16 protein-coding genes, 1 pseudogene and 1 riboswitch are annotated in these 16,249 nt (G+C 38.0%); of the genes and pseudogenes, 12 read left to right on the forward strand and 5 right to left on the reverse strand.

The features are described 5' to 3' along the window. Positions 1 to 75 precede the first annotated feature (75 nt). Positions 76 to 179, forward strand: a riboswitch (SAM riboswitch). Positions 180 to 257: 78 nt separating this feature from the next. Together NIZ91_09275 and NIZ91_09280 are read left to right on the forward strand one after the other, a co-directional pair. Continuing rightward, entirely contained in the window at positions 258 to 1,568 is a 1,311-nt protein-coding gene (locus NIZ91_09275) for a Na+/H+ antiporter NhaC family protein (GenBank protein ID USY56818.1), read from the forward strand. 98 nt (positions 1,569 to 1,666) lie between these two features. Next, the gene (locus NIZ91_09280) at positions 1,667 to 2,014 is read left to right on the forward strand and encodes a n-acetylglutamate synthase (GenBank protein ID USY56819.1); all 348 of its coding nucleotides are present in this window, start codon (positions 1,667 to 1,669) and stop codon (positions 2,012 to 2,014) included. Between the two features lie 21 nt (positions 2,015 to 2,035). Here NIZ91_09280 and NIZ91_09285 read toward each other — a convergent pair whose 3' ends face one another. Next, positions 2,036 to 2,179, reverse strand: a complete 144-nt coding sequence (locus tag NIZ91_09285) for a hypothetical protein (GenBank protein USY56820.1) — start codon at positions 2,177 to 2,179, stop codon at positions 2,036 to 2,038. 78 nt (positions 2,180 to 2,257) lie between these two features. On the opposite strand from NIZ91_09285, the gene NIZ91_09290 reads away from it, so the two are divergent. The 6 genes from NIZ91_09290 (at position 2,258) to NIZ91_09315 (ending at position 8,231) form a co-directional block, all read left to right on the forward strand. Next, the gene (locus NIZ91_09290) at positions 2,258 to 3,217 is read left to right on the forward strand and encodes a LacI family DNA-binding transcriptional regulator (GenBank protein ID USY56821.1); all 960 of its coding nucleotides are present in this window, start codon (positions 2,258 to 2,260) and stop codon (positions 3,215 to 3,217) included. Positions 3,218 to 3,286: 69 nt separating this feature from the next. Then, positions 3,287 to 3,529, forward strand: coding sequence for a transcriptional regulator (locus NIZ91_09295; protein ID USY56822.1), 243 nt, complete (start codon positions 3,287 to 3,289; stop codon positions 3,527 to 3,529). Between the two features lie 115 nt (positions 3,530 to 3,644). Then, entirely contained in the window at positions 3,645 to 4,673 is a 1,029-nt protein-coding gene (gene splB / locus NIZ91_09300; protein USY56823.1) for a spore photoproduct lyase, read from the forward strand. A 131-nt stretch (positions 4,674 to 4,804) separates the two neighbouring features. Continuing rightward, on the forward strand, positions 4,805 to 6,880 hold the full coding sequence (locus NIZ91_09305) for a DNA topoisomerase 3 (protein USY56824.1): 2,076 nt from the start codon (positions 4,805 to 4,807) through the stop codon (positions 6,878 to 6,880). A gap of 87 nt (positions 6,881 to 6,967) precedes the next feature. Then, a complete protein-coding gene (locus NIZ91_09310; GenBank protein USY56825.1) occupies positions 6,968 to 7,429 on the forward strand; it encodes a regulatory YrvL family protein in 462 nt (153 codons plus the stop codon). Between the two features lie 106 nt (positions 7,430 to 7,535). Next, positions 7,536 to 8,231, forward strand: coding sequence for a metallophosphoesterase (locus NIZ91_09315; GenBank protein ID USY56826.1), 696 nt, complete (start codon positions 7,536 to 7,538; stop codon positions 8,229 to 8,231). 14 nt (positions 8,232 to 8,245) lie between these two features. Here NIZ91_09315 and NIZ91_09320 read toward each other — a convergent pair whose 3' ends face one another. Next, the gene (locus NIZ91_09320; GenBank protein ID USY56827.1) at positions 8,246 to 8,572 is read right to left on the reverse strand and encodes a general stress protein; all 327 of its coding nucleotides are present in this window, start codon (positions 8,570 to 8,572) and stop codon (positions 8,246 to 8,248) included. 147 nt (positions 8,573 to 8,719) lie between these two features. Beyond that, on the reverse strand, positions 8,720 to 9,262 hold the full coding sequence (locus tag NIZ91_09325) for a DUF3231 family protein (GenBank protein USY56828.1): 543 nt from the start codon (positions 9,260 to 9,262) through the stop codon (positions 8,720 to 8,722). A 180-nt stretch (positions 9,263 to 9,442) separates the two neighbouring features. Here NIZ91_09325 and recQ point away from each other — a divergent pair, with 180 nt between their 5' ends. Both recQ and NIZ91_09335 read left to right on the forward strand, forming a co-directional pair. Further along, positions 9,443 to 11,596 carry a DNA helicase RecQ gene (gene recQ, locus NIZ91_09330; GenBank protein ID USY56829.1) on the forward strand — a complete coding sequence of 718 codons (2,154 nt, stop codon included), beginning with the start codon at positions 9,443 to 9,445 and terminating at the stop codon, positions 11,594 to 11,596. Positions 11,597 to 11,992: 396 nt separating this feature from the next. After that, the gene (locus NIZ91_09335; GenBank protein USY56830.1) at positions 11,993 to 12,913 is read left to right on the forward strand and encodes a 1,4-dihydroxy-2-naphthoate polyprenyltransferase; all 921 of its coding nucleotides are present in this window, start codon (positions 11,993 to 11,995) and stop codon (positions 12,911 to 12,913) included. A gap of 28 nt (positions 12,914 to 12,941) precedes the next feature. On the opposite strand, the gene NIZ91_09340 is transcribed toward NIZ91_09335, so the two are convergent. Beyond that, positions 12,942 to 14,120, reverse strand: a complete 1,179-nt coding sequence (locus tag NIZ91_09340; protein USY56831.1) for an alanine--tRNA ligase-related protein — start codon at positions 14,118 to 14,120, stop codon at positions 12,942 to 12,944. 205 nt (positions 14,121 to 14,325) lie between these two features. Next, positions 14,326 to 14,526 (reverse strand): annotated as a pseudogene (locus NIZ91_09345) (manganese catalase family protein). A gap of 149 nt (positions 14,527 to 14,675) precedes the next feature. Here NIZ91_09345 and NIZ91_09350 point away from each other — a divergent pair. Both NIZ91_09350 and NIZ91_09355 read left to right on the forward strand, forming a co-directional pair. Then, positions 14,676 to 15,050, forward strand: a complete 375-nt coding sequence (locus tag NIZ91_09350; protein ID USY56832.1) for a PH domain-containing protein — start codon at positions 14,676 to 14,678, stop codon at positions 15,048 to 15,050. A 184-nt stretch (positions 15,051 to 15,234) separates the two neighbouring features. Continuing rightward, on the forward strand, positions 15,235 to 16,188 hold the full coding sequence (locus NIZ91_09355; GenBank protein USY56833.1) for a Fe(3+) dicitrate ABC transporter substrate-binding protein: 954 nt from the start codon (positions 15,235 to 15,237) through the stop codon (positions 16,186 to 16,188). The last annotated feature ends 61 nt before the right edge of the window (positions 16,189 to 16,249 follow it).

Consider the following 16,249-nt stretch of genomic DNA (forward strand, 5'->3'; position numbering starts at 1 on the left):
GTTTGACAAGGAAAGTAAAAGATATTACAGTAGTTAAGAGTTAATTTTGAATAATAAATTTAAAAAATATTATACTTCTTATCAAGAGAGACGGAGGGACTGGCCCGATGATGTCTCGGCAACTGACTCACAGAGTGCGGTGCCAAATCCAGCAAACAATTTTGTTTGAAAGATGAGAAGAGCGTATTCTTATAAAGAATTATAAGAGGGCCTCTTCTTGATGAAGAGGTCTTTTATTTATGTAAAGAGGTGTAAACATGGAAAAACAAAAAGAAAACGGCTGGGCACTGCTTCCGCTAGGAGTGTTTTTGGCTTTGTTTGTAGGCTCAGGGATTATTACAGGTGATTTTTATAAGCTGCCTGTACTTGTAGCAATCATCGTAGCGGCTATTGTGGCATTAGCGATGAATCGAAAAGAAACGCTAAACGCAAAGGTAGAGCGCTTTGCTAAAGGCGCAGGACATCCGGATTTGATGATTATGGTCTTTATCTTTATTCTAGCGGGTGCTTTTTCGGAAGTAGCAAGCGGCATGGGAGCGGTTGATTCAACCGTTAATTTGGCTTTGTCTATTTTGCCACAAAGCTTGCTTGTAGTTGGGTTATTCGTTATTGGTGCTTTTATCTCACTTGCAATGGGAACGTCGACTGGTACCATTGCGGCGCTAGCACCAATTGCAGTTGGAGTAAGTGCTGAAACGGATATTTCTGCAGCGCTAGCCGTAGCAGCCGTTATTGGCGGTGCGATGTTTGGAGATAATTTATCTATTATTTCTGATACAACAATTGCTGCGGTTCGTACGCAAAAGACAAAAATGAACGATAAGTTTAAAGTTAATTTTCTAATCGTATTACCAGCAGCAATTATTACAATGGTTCTTTTACTAGTAATGACGCTTGGAAATAATTCTAATATAGATGTTGAAAGCTTTAGCTTTGTAAAAATGCTTCCTTATATAGGCGTTTTGGTTGCGGCATTACTTGGGTTTAATGTATTGGCAATCTTGACAGGTGGTATTGTTGTAGCTGGGATTATTGGGTTGGCAGATGGAAGTTATACGCTAGCATCGTTTGCAAAAGCTATTACAACAGGAATAGGCGGTATGGCTGAACTCATTATTCTTAGTATCTTAATTGGTGGAGTTGTTGAACTGATTAAGCATAATGGAGGAATCCATTTCTTGCTTGGGTTGCTAACACGTAATATTAAAACAAGAAAAGGCGCAGAGTTTAGTATTGCAGGGTTAGTAAGCGCAACAAACCTTTCTACAGCTAATAATACAATTTCAATTATTACGGTGGGCTCTTTAGCAAAAGAGATTGCAGATGAATATGAAATCGATAATCGCAAGTCAGCAAGTATCCTTGATTTATTTTCATGTAGCGTGCAGGGACTTGTTCCATATGGAGCACAAATGCTTATTGCATCAGAGTTTGCAAAAGTATCCTCAGTTGAACTAATGCCATTCGCATTTTATCCGATTTTAACAGCGGTATTTGGAATTTTAGCGATTGTTTTTAATTATCCAAGGCTAACTCGTAAACAACCTGCTAAAAAACAAATAGCGTAACGTTATCATTTTCATTAGGTGACATTAACCAGAAAGAAGGGTTGATGTCATCTTTTTTTAGGGTTAAAATGTTAGAAAATTGAAAAAGAGGTGAAGGGATGATTTGTTTTAAGAATCGAGTATTTCGCTCTGTAGAGAATACGGCTAACGGTGAAGTTTCTTCTCATACGACATTTCGCTATGAGCAGGAAGGTAAAATTATTCATGCAACATATGAAGGTGGAGACATTTTATATGGGACGTTAGTGGGGACCATAGATGAAAAGAGCTGTCTTACATTCCGCTATCAGCATGTTAACAAAGCTTATGAAATCCGCGGAGGGACGTGCTTTTCTACACCGGAAGTTTTGCGAGATGGAAGAATTCGCCTGCATGAAGACTGGCAATGGTTAGATACGGATAAAACAAAAGGTCAGTCAATCATTGAAGAACTTGTACATAAATAAGTAGAAAAAGCGATAGAAGTTCTATCGCTTTTTTAAATCATAAAAATCATAAAAATCTTCGAGTTCAATCTCCTTCCATAAATCTGTTTTTTGATTTAAAGCTATCGCAGCTAGTAGAAGTTCAACTCCACATAAAATAAATAAAATAACCAATCCAAGCATCATTTATGACCACCTTCCGTTATAATAAAAACAGCATAAATGATGAAACGCGTTTCAGAACAAGAGCAAAAGGAGAGAAAAATGGTAAATATTCGAGATATTGCAAAGAAAGCAGGAGTATCCGTTTCTACCGTATCGCGAGTTTTGAACAATCACCCCTATGTAAGCGAAGAAAAGAGAGAGCGTGTACAAGCCGTAGTAGATGCACTGAACTATGAGCAGAATATCAATGCAGTTCATTTATCAAAAGGAAAAACTAATCGAATTGCAGTTGCCCTCCCTTTTATCAACCATCCTTACTTTAGTGTTATTCTTGAAGGCATTGCAAAAGAAGCTCTTGGTGCCCACTGTCAGCTTATTTTGTGTCAAACCGCTTATGATCTACAAAAAGAGATGGATGCACTCCATATGCTGAAAACAAAGCAGGTAGATGGCGTAATTATTTGCTCTAGGGCAAATGACTGGGATGTTCTTAGTGAGTACCAATCTTATGGACCCATTGCTGTATGTGAAAACGGAACAGCTAAAAAGGTATCATCCGTTTATGTTAATCATTACGCGGCTTTTGAAAAAGCCCTATCTTACCTGCATGAGAACGGACATCAGAAAATTGGTTACTGCGTAGGTAGGATGAGTGGCACAAACAGCGAACAGCGAGCTAACGCTTACGGTGATTTTATGAAAAGAATGCAAGAACCGATAAGAAAAGAGTGGATATTTACAGATTGTTTATACATTACGGACGGAGATATGATTGTAGATCGTTTGCTTGCAATGGATGATCGGCCAACAGGGCTGCTTGTGACCAACGATCAGCTTGCAGTAGGAGTTATTACTCGCTGTAAAAAAGAAGGTTTATCAGTTCCCAAAGATATTGCAATTATTGGATTTGATAATCATCCATTAACAGCTTATTTAGACATTACAACGATTGAGCTACCTCTTTTTGAAATGGGGGAGTATTTATTTAAACTCGTGCTTGATAAAAGTCTTCAATATATGGAACTTCCATTTCAGCTTATTGAGCGCCAGACAGTGTAAAAAAGCACCATTATAAAATCATTATGTGCGGACACTATAGAGATAAAGCTAAATAGAGAAGGTGACATAATGAAAAAAGAATATCATGTTGGTGACCAAGTTTTTGTAATCTATCGAAATCCTCACACGGCAAACGTGGCTAATATTACGCAAGGAGAAGTAGTTCAGCATCCTGAAAATGACAGTGACGTTGCGCTGCTTTTACATGAGTCATATCACTTATTATCAGATGATGACGCAATATATACAAGCTATGAAGAAGCAGAACGAGCATATAACGAACTATTTGATTACGAACCATACCAAGGCTAAAAAAAGACGCTGTATTAAACAGCGTCTTTTTTTAGCCTACATTTAACAGGCATATGCTTTTCTTTTCTTCAAAGACTATATGCTATGAAGTGAATAGTAAAGGGAAGTGATGAATGTGATAAAACCGTTTGTGCCGCAATTAGTATATATTGAGCCAAGAGCTTTAGAATATCCATTAGGCGTAGAGCTAAAAGACAAATTTGAAAAAATGGGCATTGAAATTCGCGAAACAACGTCTCATAACCAGGTTCGAAATATTCCTGGAGAGAATCATCTTCAAAAATATCGCAATGCAAAATCGACGCTTGTTGTGGGTGTACGTAAAACGCTGAATTTTGATACTTCCAAGCCTTCAGCAGAATATGCAATTCCTTTTGCCACAGGATGTATGGGACATTGCCACTATTGTTATTTACAAACAACAATGGGAAGTAAGCCATACATTCGAACGTATGTAAATGTAGAAGAAATTCTAGATAGAGCTGAGCAATACATGAAGGAAAGAGCACCAGAAATTACGCGATTTGAGGCTGCGTGTACGTCTGATATCGTAGGTATTGACCACTTAACTCATACGTTAAAGCATGCGATTGAATATTTTGGAGAAAGCGACTTAGGACAACTCCGCTTTGTAACAAAATTTCATCATGTCGATCATTTACTTGATGCAAAACATAACGGTAAAACACGCTTTCGTTTCAGCGTGAACGCTGATTATGTAATTAAATATTTCGAACCTGGGACATCACCATTAGATTACCGGATTGAAGCGGCAAACAAAGTTGCAAAAGCCGGTTATCCTCTAGGATTTATCGTAGCACCTATCTATATCCATGAGGGGTGGAGAGATGGATATCGGGAGCTATTTGAAAAGCTGGATGCTTCCATTCCACAGGAATCACGAGATGATATTACATTTGAAATGATTCAGCATCGATTTACCAAACCAGCTAAGCGTGTCATTGAAAAGAATTATCCAAAATCTAAGCTGCAAATGAATGAAGAAGAGCGTCGTTATAAGTGGGGGCGCTATGGAATTGGAAAATATGTGTATACAAAAGACGAAGAGCATGAGCTGCGTGAAACGCTTGAATATTATATTGGGCAATTCTTTCCAAATGCAAAAATTGAATACTTTACATGAGCAGAAAGTGCAGGCAGTTTTTAGCCTGCACTTTTTATTAACTATAAATTTATTATGTAAACTTATCTAATCATACACAAACAATCACAATACATGTATAATGGAACAAGTGAATTGGAGGTATACATAAAATGAAATCACTTGTATTAGCAGAAAAGCCAAGCGTTGCGCGAGATTTGGCGCGTGTGCTTGGCTGCACTCAATCGAAAAAAGGCTACATTGAAGGACCTAATTATGTAGTAACCTGGGCGTTAGGTCATTTAGTTGAGCTACAAACACCAGAAGATTATGATAATCAATATAAAACATGGCGCATGGAAGATTTACCGATTATGCCAGAGAAAATGAAATTAAAGGTGATTAAAAAAACAAGCCCGCAGTTCCGAACAGTTTCTCAACTGGCTAAACGCAGCGACATCAAAGAGTTAGTTATTGCAACAGATGCAGGGCGTGAAGGAGAACTTGTTGCAAGATGGATTATGGAAAAAGTGAGATGGAACAAACCGTTTAAACGCTTATGGATTTCTTCTCAAACAGATAAAGCAATCAAGCAAGGTTTTCAACAGCTTAAGCCAGGAAAAGAATTCGACCGCTTGTATGAATCAGCCGTGTGCCGTTCAGAAGCGGATTGGCTAATTGGCCTCAACGTTACGCGTGCGCTAACGACAAAATATGAAGAGCCGTTATCAGCTGGAAGAGTTCAAACGCCAACTCTAGCTATGATTATTGAAAAAGAACAACAAATCCAAGCATTCAAGCCGCAACCATATTGGATGCTAACGGCAGTTTTACCTGGGTTTGAAGCAAAGTGGCAAGGTGGACAAGAAAAGCGAATTTTTAATGAAGAAAAAGCAAAAGAGCTGCGTAAAAAGCTTATGGGCCAAGCGGTAGTTAAGCATGTCAAAAAGAAAGTAATGAAAGAATCGCAGCCGCTTCCGTATGATTTAAATGAACTGCAGCGAGATGCCAACAAGCGCTTTGGATTTTCAGCGAAAAAGACGTTAAACGTGTTACAAAAATTATATGAGCAACACAAGCTCGTAACCTACCCACGAACAGATTCTCGCTACCTTACAACGGATATGGTCGGAACAATGAAAGAGCGATTAGAAGCCGTATCAGGTGCCTATAAAGAAGAAGTGAGGCCGCTGATTGCTAAAAATGCACAGCTCCCAAAGCGCGTAGTGAACAATGAAAAAGTCAGCGATCACCATGCGATTATCGTAACAGATCAGCCTGTCTTCTTACAGGATTTATCTTCAGATGAGCGTAAACTGTACGATTTAATTGCCAAGCGCTTCATTGCACTATTTTATCCTGCATACGAATTTGAAGTAGTAAAAGTAGAGCTTGAAGTTAACGGAGAGCAGCTTGTAGCACAAGGGAAAAGAGTGATAAAACTTGGATTTAAACAAGTGATTAGTAGTGATTTAGAAGAGTCAACGCTTCCTAATTTACAAGAAGGTGCTACTTTATCGATTAAAGCCGTTGAAATGAAGCATGCTTTAACAGAACCACCTCTGCGTCACTCAGAAGCGGATTTACTTGGTCAAATGGAAAAGCATAATCTTGGAACGCCAGCAACTCGTGCTGATATTATTGAAAAGCTGTTACAAAATGAGTCCATTGATCGTCAAAATAATCGTCTGCATCCGACGCCAAAAGGAAAGCAGCTCATTTCCCTTGTAGCAGATGAACTAAAATCACCGGATTTAACAGCAAAATGGGAACGAGAGCTAGAAGCAATTGCAAAAGGAAAAGGAAATGCCAAAGAATTTTTAGCTAACATTCGAAAACAAACAGCAAAGCTTGTACAACAAGTGAAAACAAGTGAAGAAACGTATAAGCCTCATAACTTAACAGGATCAAAGTGTCCAGAGTGCGGCTCGTTCTTAAAAGAGAAAAAGACAAAGCAGGGAAGAGTGCTTGTTTGTTCTAGCCTTGAATGTAGCTATCGACGTGCTAAAGATCCGAAGCTATCCAATCGTCGCTGTCCACAGTGCCATAAAAAGATGGAAATTCACGAGGGGAAAGCAGGTAAGTATTTCCAATGCCGTCAATGTCAAGTTGTTGAAAAAGCAGAGGACAAAAAGAAAAAGATGACGAAGCGAGAAGAAAGAAAACTGCTTAATAAATACAGTGATGACGGTGACTTTGGCTCAAGTTTAGGGGATGCATTAAAGCAAGCGTTGAAGAAAAAAGAGTGAGAAAAAAGAAGGAGCTAGATTTTTCTAGCCCTTTTTTTGTTGTTTTTTGGTATAATTTAACTTAAAGCTAACAGTAAAGGAGATAGAATGAGAAAACAAAAGAAAAAAGAAGATATGATGTCCAAGATAATTGCGATTTTATTCGTTATGCTAATTATTGTCGTAGCGCTTGTTGCTATTGCTGGAGTGTACTTTTTTGGTCTCTTAGGCATATTTAAATTTATGGGAGTTACGTATACAACAACAAGTGCTTTTTTATGGTTTGTTTTACTCTTACTTATTGTTGGAAGCATAGTAGATTTGCTTTCTAGAGCACTCATTTCACTATTTAAACCCTTCGCTACATCAACTTTAAGTCGCTTCATTTTAATTGCCACTATCGACATTTGGTTCTCTTGGTTTGCTATTTACACAGCGGATACATTCGTTAAAGGAATTACGCTATCTTTTGGTGCTGAATTCGCCCTAGCGGTCATTTTATTTATTATTGATTACGGACTAGATATGAAAGTCGGGAGCGTAAAAGTAAAGGTTGAAAATAATACATAAACACTCATGATGAAAAGTCGCTAGTACTGGCGGCTTTTTTGCCTGGTGCAAAATTGCCTAGCCTACGAGTATAATAAATTTATGAAATGAAAAAGGAGAGGGCGACATGAGGAAATTTGCAATGAGTGATATTCACGGTAGCTATTACGAAATGATGCGCTTATTAGAAGCCGTAAAGTTTAATCCAAGCGTAGATCAGCTCGTAATAGTAGGAGATTTAATCAATCGTGGCCCTTATAGCGGCGAGGTTTTGAAAGAAATAAAAAGCTTAAATGAAGCGTATGACCATGTGCACGTTACGATTGGTAATCACGAAGAGATGATGCTTTGGTATATTGAAGGTAAAAATCCCATGTGGTCGCAGTTTGGTGGGCAACGTTCTTCGAGTACTATTATTGAAGCATTTGGCAAACAGGGAATTGATGAAGCGATTCATTGGGTGAAAAAATTACCTCTCATTTTTGAAGATAATGAATACGTTTATGCGCATGCGGGCTTTCAACTACCTTATAAAACTGCTTTTAATAATAGAAGTAATTTGTGGCTACCCCGAAAAGAGTTTTATCAAACTTCAATTAATCGCCTCTTACAAGAAACAAACGGTAAGCCTGTCGTCCACGGACATACGCCAGCACCGAACGTGGTGTTTGATGGGGCGAGAATTGGGATTGACCTCGGAGCTCAGGTTGTGAGTAAAGGGAGATTAGCATGTGTTGAATTAACCACTTCAAGGGTTTGGGAATATGACTTCACATTAAAAACGGTTAAGGATAACCAAATAAAAAGACGCGACTATTACTAGTCGCGTCTTTTTAATTATGCACTTTTACTAGCCACGACTAAGACGCGACCCTTGTCCAATTCTTCTTCATACTTTTCAGCCTCTACTCGAGATAACCCAAGCGATTCCATTTTTGAACGAAGCTCGTCTCCTCGGGAACGGAAAATATTTGCGACTGAATCTGTTAGCCCTTGTTCTGATAATCCAATGTTGTTTACATCCGTTGCGTCTGTTAAATGCTTGGAGCGTTCTTTGTGATGTGCGAGCAAATAAACTTCATCTTTCGTATATCCACTTCGTAAGAATTGATCAATCGTTTCTTTTGCTTGAACACCATTTTCGACTACTTTTACGTTTGTCATTTGTAAAACCTCCTAGTTTTAGTACGTGCAACGTGCTTTTTCTTGCTTCATCTGTGATTTAAGAAGAATATCAATCTCCTTGCTATGTATATAGACGTTTTAAAGAAGGTTAAACCAAAAATGGTAAAAAAATTTATACATATGAATTTAAGAACCAGGAGGAGTATAGCTTGGCGGCTTTTTTAACCAACCTTTTTCTCGCTGTGTTTCTTTTACTTTAAAACCAAATGCAACTTTTTCACTATGAAATTTTAGCCAGAGCATACCGACATCATTTCGGATGGATTGACTAATGTTTGTACTGCACATAATGATGTTTGAAGCAACTTTTGCCGATATTAAATTAGCAATTTCAGAATCTGTTGCGCGTACACCAGGAGGTATTTGGTAAGGGTCAGATTCTGGTTTTTGGGCTGGAATATCAGAAAGTGGGATTCCTTCGTGTAGCATGAATTCCTTTAACTTATTTCGTTGAGTCAAGGCTAACAGTTTTGATTCATGGGCAAGTTCTAATAGCGTTTCATCGGTTGTTGTATGTAAGGATGTTTCAATTGCCGGTATTTCTTCAGTAAGTGCCGTAAAATAAAGCCAGCATCCCATAGCTTCTCCTATATGTAATGGTTCGTGCTTGTTAGTATTAATTGTTTTTAAATATGTTGTTAATGCTTCAATAGCGTGAATCAATGCCATCAACCCTTTTGTATTTTTTATATTTAAATTGTTTCCTTTTTATGAAATAATACTCACTTTGCCTAGAAAAACAAAAGATTTTCTAGGAACTCTTAGTGCTTTTTGATAAAATAAATCCATTACCCACAAGATAATTTCTTCGTTTATTCCCCGATATGTATTTTGTAAGGAGGAGTTTCTTTGTTATTTGAAAAAGCGTTATCACAGTTAAAAACCTATTTTGGCTACGACAGCTTCCGCCAAGGACAAGAGCAGACGATACGTCATATTTTGGAAGGGCACAATACCGCTTGTATTATGCCTACAGGTGGAGGGAAGTCCATTTGCTATCAAATTCCATCCCTTTTATTAGAAGGAACAACAATCGTTATTTCGCCACTGATTTCCTTAATGAAGGACCAAGTGGATGCGCTGAATGAAGTTGGAATATCGGCAACGTATATTAACAGTTCACTTACAGCGTCAGAAGTGGAAGAGAGATTAGAAGAAGTTTCTCTTGGTGTGTATAAACTTTTATACATAGCACCAGAACGTATGGAGTCACCTTTTTTCTTTGAACAGCTTAAATCGTTACCTATTCCTTTAATCGCCGTTGATGAAGCACATTGTATTTCACAGTGGGGGCATGATTTTAGGCCTAGCTATCTACGCATTAGCAACTTGATTTGCGAGCTGCCGAGTAAGCCAATTGTGGTCGGGCTGACGGCTACTGCTACGCCTCAAGTACGAGAAGATATTTGTACAGCTCTACAAATCCAGGAACAAAATACGGTCATGACAGGGTTTGAGCGTTCAAATTTGTCATTTAATGTTGTTAAAGGGCAAGATCGCTTAGCTTATATCGATGAGTATGTAAAGAAAAATAAGCAAGAAGCAGGTATTATCTATGCAGCAACGCGCCAAGAAGTGGATAGTTTACATGAACATTTGCAAAGCTTAGGTGTACAAGTCGGAAAATATCATGCTGGAATGAGTCCATCAAGTCGAGAGCATGAGCAAAATCGCTTTTTACAGGATGATGTAACGCTTATGGTTGCTACTTCTGCTTTCGGAATGGGAATTGACAAGTCCAATATTCGTTTCGTCATTCACTATCAACTTCCCAAAAATATGGAAAGCTACTATCAAGAAGCGGGTCGCGCAGGACGAGACGGTTTGCAAAGTGAGTGTATAGTTTTATACTCTGCTCAAGATATTCGCGTTCAGCGCTTTTTAATCGAGCAGTCAACTAACCATTCAGGAAAGCTTGTTCAAGATCTGGAGAAGCTACAGCAAATGGTAAATTATTGTCACACAGAAGAATGTTTGCAAGCATACATCTTACACTACTTTGGTGAAGAGGAAGCTCATGCTTGCGGACGCTGTAGCAACTGTACGGATACTCGTAAAGCTGTTGATGTAACCGTTGATACACAAAAGGTTTTATCTTGTATGATCCGAATGGGAGAGCGTTTTGGTAAAACGATGATTGCTCAAGTATTAACGGGTTCTAAAAACAAAAAGATTCTAGACTTTCGCTTTGACCAACTCTCTACCTATGGAGTGATGAACAAGCAGTCGTTAAAAGAAGTAAGTGAGTTTATAGAATTTCTCATTTCAGAGCAGTATATTGTGGTTGGGCAAGGGGCTTTTCCAACTCTTTCTGTTGCAGCTAAGGGGAAAGGAGTACTTCTTGGTGAAGAAAAAGTAATGAGAAAAGAACAGATTCAAGTGAGTCAGCTTGTACAGGATGATGAGCTGTTTATGCATCTGCGCGCTTTACGAAAAGAAATCGCAGAGCTTGAAAATGTTCCTCCTTTTGTTATTTTTTCAGACGATACGCTTCAGGACATGTGTGCAAAGCTTCCTTTTACATTATCTGAATTTGAGAATGTAAAAGGAGTAGGTTCCCAAAAGCTCGATAAGTATGGCAGCCGTTTTATTCAAGCGATTGTGAACTTTTGTGCAGAACATCCTGATCGCGAGAGGCAGGTCGTTGAAGTACAGAGGGAAAGAAAAGCGAAAAGTGCATCTAAGCAAGGGTCGCATCTAGATTCGTATCAAATGTGGAGAACGGGTTCCTCTATTCAAGAGATTGCAGCAGAGCGAGAGTTAAGTACGCAAACAGTTGAAAATCATTTATTTAAATGTGCTGAAGAAGGGTACGAAATAGATTGGCAGCCGTTTTTAACAACTAAACAGCAAGAGCTTATCAACGAAGCGGTTGAATTGGTGGGAGACGATAAGCTAAAGCCAATTAAAGAAGCCGTACCTGAAGAGGTTACGTATTTTATGATCAAGGTCGCTTTATTTTTGCGTCGTATGAACAAAGAAGAGAAGCTGAGACATAAGTAGGTCAGCCCCTTCACTACCTGAACAATTGAGAGTTTACAACTTTTAATCGTTCAGGCTTTTTTTGTTGATTGAGAAAAGTCAGTTCCTCCCCAGGCAAAGCGAGTAGCCTTAGTGCAAGAAAACGAACATTTTTACATGAAATGTTTTGTGATAGACGTTGACCACCTTCCAGTCGTTATTTTTTTGATATAATTCTATGTCGAATGTGTGAACTTTTTGTTATAATGGATAGGCGTTGAATAGGAAAAGCTGTACCAGATAATAAAAAATAGTATGAAAATAAAACGTTTACTTGTTTTTTTAGAAATGTGTAAGCTGTGTATGGTCGCTTTCTACAATTATCAACTAGAAAGAGAAAGGTGACATGTTCACTTTTAAAATGAAAGGAAGAGGAAGATGAGTCAAACGAGTTACGCTCAACCTAAAAGACCGCTAAAAACAGTACTGTGGCAGTTAACTCGTCCCCATACATTAACAGCTTCGTTTGTACCGGTGTTAATTGGAACAGTAATGGCAATGTATGTTGGACAAGTTGATGTATGGTTATTTTTAGCCATGCTTTTTGCATGTTTATTTATTCAAATTGCAACGAACTTATTTAATGAATACTATGATTTTATAAGAGGACTGGATACAGAAGATTCAGTAGGGATTGGCGGTGCCATTGTACGCGACGGAATGAAGCCAAAAACTGTGTTGCAGCTTGCCTTAGCTTGCTATGGAATTTCTTTGTTATTAGGTGTTTACATCTGTATGAGTAGCACATGGTGGCTAGCACTTGTCGGGCTATTCGGCATGGCGATTGGATATTTATATACTGGAGGGCCGTTGCCAATAGCCTATACACCTTTTGGAGAGCTGTTCGCCGGTGTATGTATGGGTGCTCTGTTTATTTTAATTTCTTTCTACATTCAAACAGGCGTCGTTACGACAGAAAGTATTCTTGTTTCAATTCCTATTGCTTTTTTAGTTGGAGCGATTAATTTATCAAATAATATTCGTGATATTGAAGAAGACACAAAAGGTGGACGTAAAACGCTAGCAATTTTATTAGGCGAAAAGAAAGCAGTTTATTTTCTTGGATTTTTATTTGTTATTTCATATATCTGGATTGTTGTTCTTGTCATAACAGGAGTTGTGGGTGCGTTTGCGCTGTTAGTTTTCTTAAGTATCCCAAAACCGATTAGAGCAATTAAAGGGTTTGTGTCGGGTACGCCACCGATGAATATGATCGTTGCAATGAAATCTACTGCGCAGACAAATACGTTCTTCGGACTATTGTTGTCAGTTGGATTGTTTATTGGCTATTACTTATAAAAAAACCACGCTTAACGCGTGGTTTTTTTTATACTTTATCTAAGTATTCTTGGAGATAAGAGATAAAGTGGTTACGATCTTCCATCTTTAAGAACTGCGCCTGCGCTTGGTTTGCACCTCCGCCACCTTTTCCGTTAAATTGAGAAAGATGCTCTTTAAAAAGGTTTCCACTGTGAATTTTATCAGTATTGTGTGCTAATAACACTTTTGGTTCTAAAGACGAAGAGAAGATACCAATTATGTTTTCAGTTTGAAGCAGCTGCTTAATGATAGCTTGTCCATCTTTTAACGTCTTATCTTCAAATTCATGAGTTAAAACAAAGCCTTGTTTTTTATCAAGAAGAGATTGAGATAAGTAATGAGCATTTTCAGATTTTAGCACGTCGTTTTGTTTACTAAGGACCTTGAAGTCAGCTTCTAGTTTTTCCAATCTCTCTAAGACAAGCTCGCTTTTTGTACTAAAATGGTAGCTGACTTGAGAAAGGATACGGTGGGTTTGTTCGTAGTCTTTTAGCGCTCGCATTCCGCATTTAAAGAACAATCGAGTATGTCCTCGTTGTTTTTCAGTTTTCAATAGCTTAATAATGCCTAGCTCACCTGTACTTCTCACATGAGTTCCGCAACATGCTGAGGTATCTAGCGTATGGATTTCCACAATTCGAATTTGTTCATCTTCTAACTCAGGCATTTTACGAAGAGAAAGAGTGGATAGCTGATCTTGTGATACATAATATGTGTTCAACGGCTTGTTCGCATAAATAGCTTTATTTACTGTCTGCTCAATTTCTATCAACGCTTTATCATCAATTGAAGGAACGTTCACATCAATTGAAGCGATATCCTTACCTAAATGAAAACTTACAGTATGTATGTTGAACACATCACTTAAGATTGCTGAGAGTAAATGTTGCCCTGTATGTTGCTGCATGTGATCAAAGCGACGATTCCAATCAATCTCACACTCTACTTGTATATCTACCTCTAATGGCTTATCAATTTCGTGGAAGACAGAATGATCTTTTTCCGTGACATCTAACACTTTATGTCCTGCAATAGTGCCTATGTCAGAAGGTTGACCACCACCTTCTGGATAAAAAGCCGTTTTGTTTAGTTCAACGTAATAACGATTGTTGCTTTCGAATGAAGATAAAATAGAAGCAGTCCACTTTGTTGTATAAGGGGACGTATAATAAATTTTTTCAATCATTTTGTCATCTCCTGTAAAGAAAAATTCAGTATCTAACTCTTATCCTAACAGAAAATAAAGAGCAATGATAAAAAAATCTCCATCAACTTGTGATGGAGAATGAGCTTGTTTACATATGTGACGGAGGAAGCGTGTGGGAAGAGGTACGTAAGTTTTTCGGAAGTGTATTATGAATGTAAGAAGGAGCAGGGTTTAAGTTAGGCTTAAGCTCCTCCGTTCCTGTATCCATTAATAAATCTTTGTATTTACCATTTCCTCTAACGTTCCAGCCTTGAAACAGGTACTGCATGGCAACTGAAATCTCTCCAAATTGGCCACCTAAAACTTCTTGAAGCTGTCTGGCAAAAACGGGGTCGGGTCTGTCTGGCTTTGAAAGGTATTGGAGTTCTTTTTTATGGAAAAACATTAACAACATCCTGTCTTTTTCAGTTCACTTTACAATCTATGTAAAAAAAGTGAAACATAACTATATTTGAGCCGTATAAAATAGTACCAGCTGTTTATGAGCCTATGATATAGGGTAAAAGCAGTAGGAAAAGTAAAGGAGTGAATCATATGGGTTTACTAGATGGTTTAATGGGCAATGCATCAGAAGTAAGCGTGTCTTCAGTAGAAAAAGATTTGCGAGATATTTTAGTACAGGGAGAACAGGTAGAGCATGCGTTTAAATTGATTCGCGATATCTTTGTTTTTTCTAATAAACGATTAATATTAATCGATAAGCAAGGTGTAACTGGTAAGAAAACAAGCTATCATTCCATTCCATATAAAAATATTACGCATTTTAGCGTCGAAACGGCTGGAACATTTGATTTGGATGCAGAACTGGTTATCTGGGTTTCAGGCTCAACAGCTCCAATCGTAAAAGAGTTTCGTAAAGATAAAAACATTTATGCAGTACAAAAAGCACTTGCTACGTATGTACTATGAGTAAGAACAAACCGCTTCTTTCAGGTCGAAAGGAGCGGTTTGTTTTGATAAAAATATTATTTATTTGCTAAGACAATCTACCAAATTGTGAGAAAACTATTGACGGTTCTAATTGAAACGTCTAGTATTAATGATAATGATTATCATATACGGTAAGGTTTATATGCAGTAGGAGGAAGTACATATGAAGAATATAAGAATGAAAAAAAGCTTGGGGATGGTTGCTGCTTTATCAGGGCTATTGTTTTTAGGAGCTTGCGGCGGAGCGGTTGAAGAGTCTAAATCAACTGGTGAAAAAAATGGTGACACTGTAACCGTGAAGCATGAGCTTGGCGAAACGGATGTTTCAAAAGAACCGAAAAAAGTAGTTGCGCTTGAATTGTCTTTTGTTGATGCGCTTGAAGGATTAGGTATGCAGCCTGTAGGGATTGCAGATGACAATAAAAAAGACATGATTGAAAAACTAGTTGATGGTAAAGTGGATTACACATCAGTTGGAACGCGTCAACAGCCGAATCTAGAAGTAATTAGCTCCCTTCAGCCGGATTTGATTATTGCGGATGTTCAGCGTCATAAAGCCATTTATAAAGAGTTACAGCAAATTGCACCAACCATTGAACTGAAAAGCCGTGAATCTACATATGAAGAGAACATAGAGTCATTTGAAACGATTTCAAAAGCAGTTGGGAAAGAAGACGTAGCGAACAAAAGGTTACAAGAGCACGAACAAACCATTCAAGAGTTAAAGGATACGTTAAAAGAAGAAGCCGGTCAAACAGTGCTGCCAGCTGTTGTACGAGACACTTCTTTCCAAGCTCATACATCTTCTTCATACGATGGGGAGTTTCTAGAGAAGCTAGGCTTAAAGAATGCTGTTGAATCAGAAGAAGCGTATGCGGAAATGAACTTAGAACAGTTGTCAGACATTAACCCAGGAATTTTAATTTTAGCAAATAATGAAGGTAAACTAATTACAGATGAATGGAAAAACAACCCTCTTTGGAAAGACTTAGATGCTGTGAAAAATGATAAAGTATTCGTAGTTGATCGTGATTTATGGACACGATTTCGAGGCGTAATTTCGGCTGAAGCAATCGGAAAAGATACAGTTAAGTTGTTAGACAACAAGACAAAATAACAACGTAGCGGCGAAATACTAGAGGCGAGAATAGATTCTATTCTTGCTTCTATTTGTTTAA

Origin of the sequence: Bacillus sp. 1780r2a1 (genome assembly GCA_024134725.1) — a bacterium.
GTDB lineage: Bacteria > Bacillota > Bacilli > Bacillales > Bacillaceae_H > Priestia > Priestia aryabhattai_A.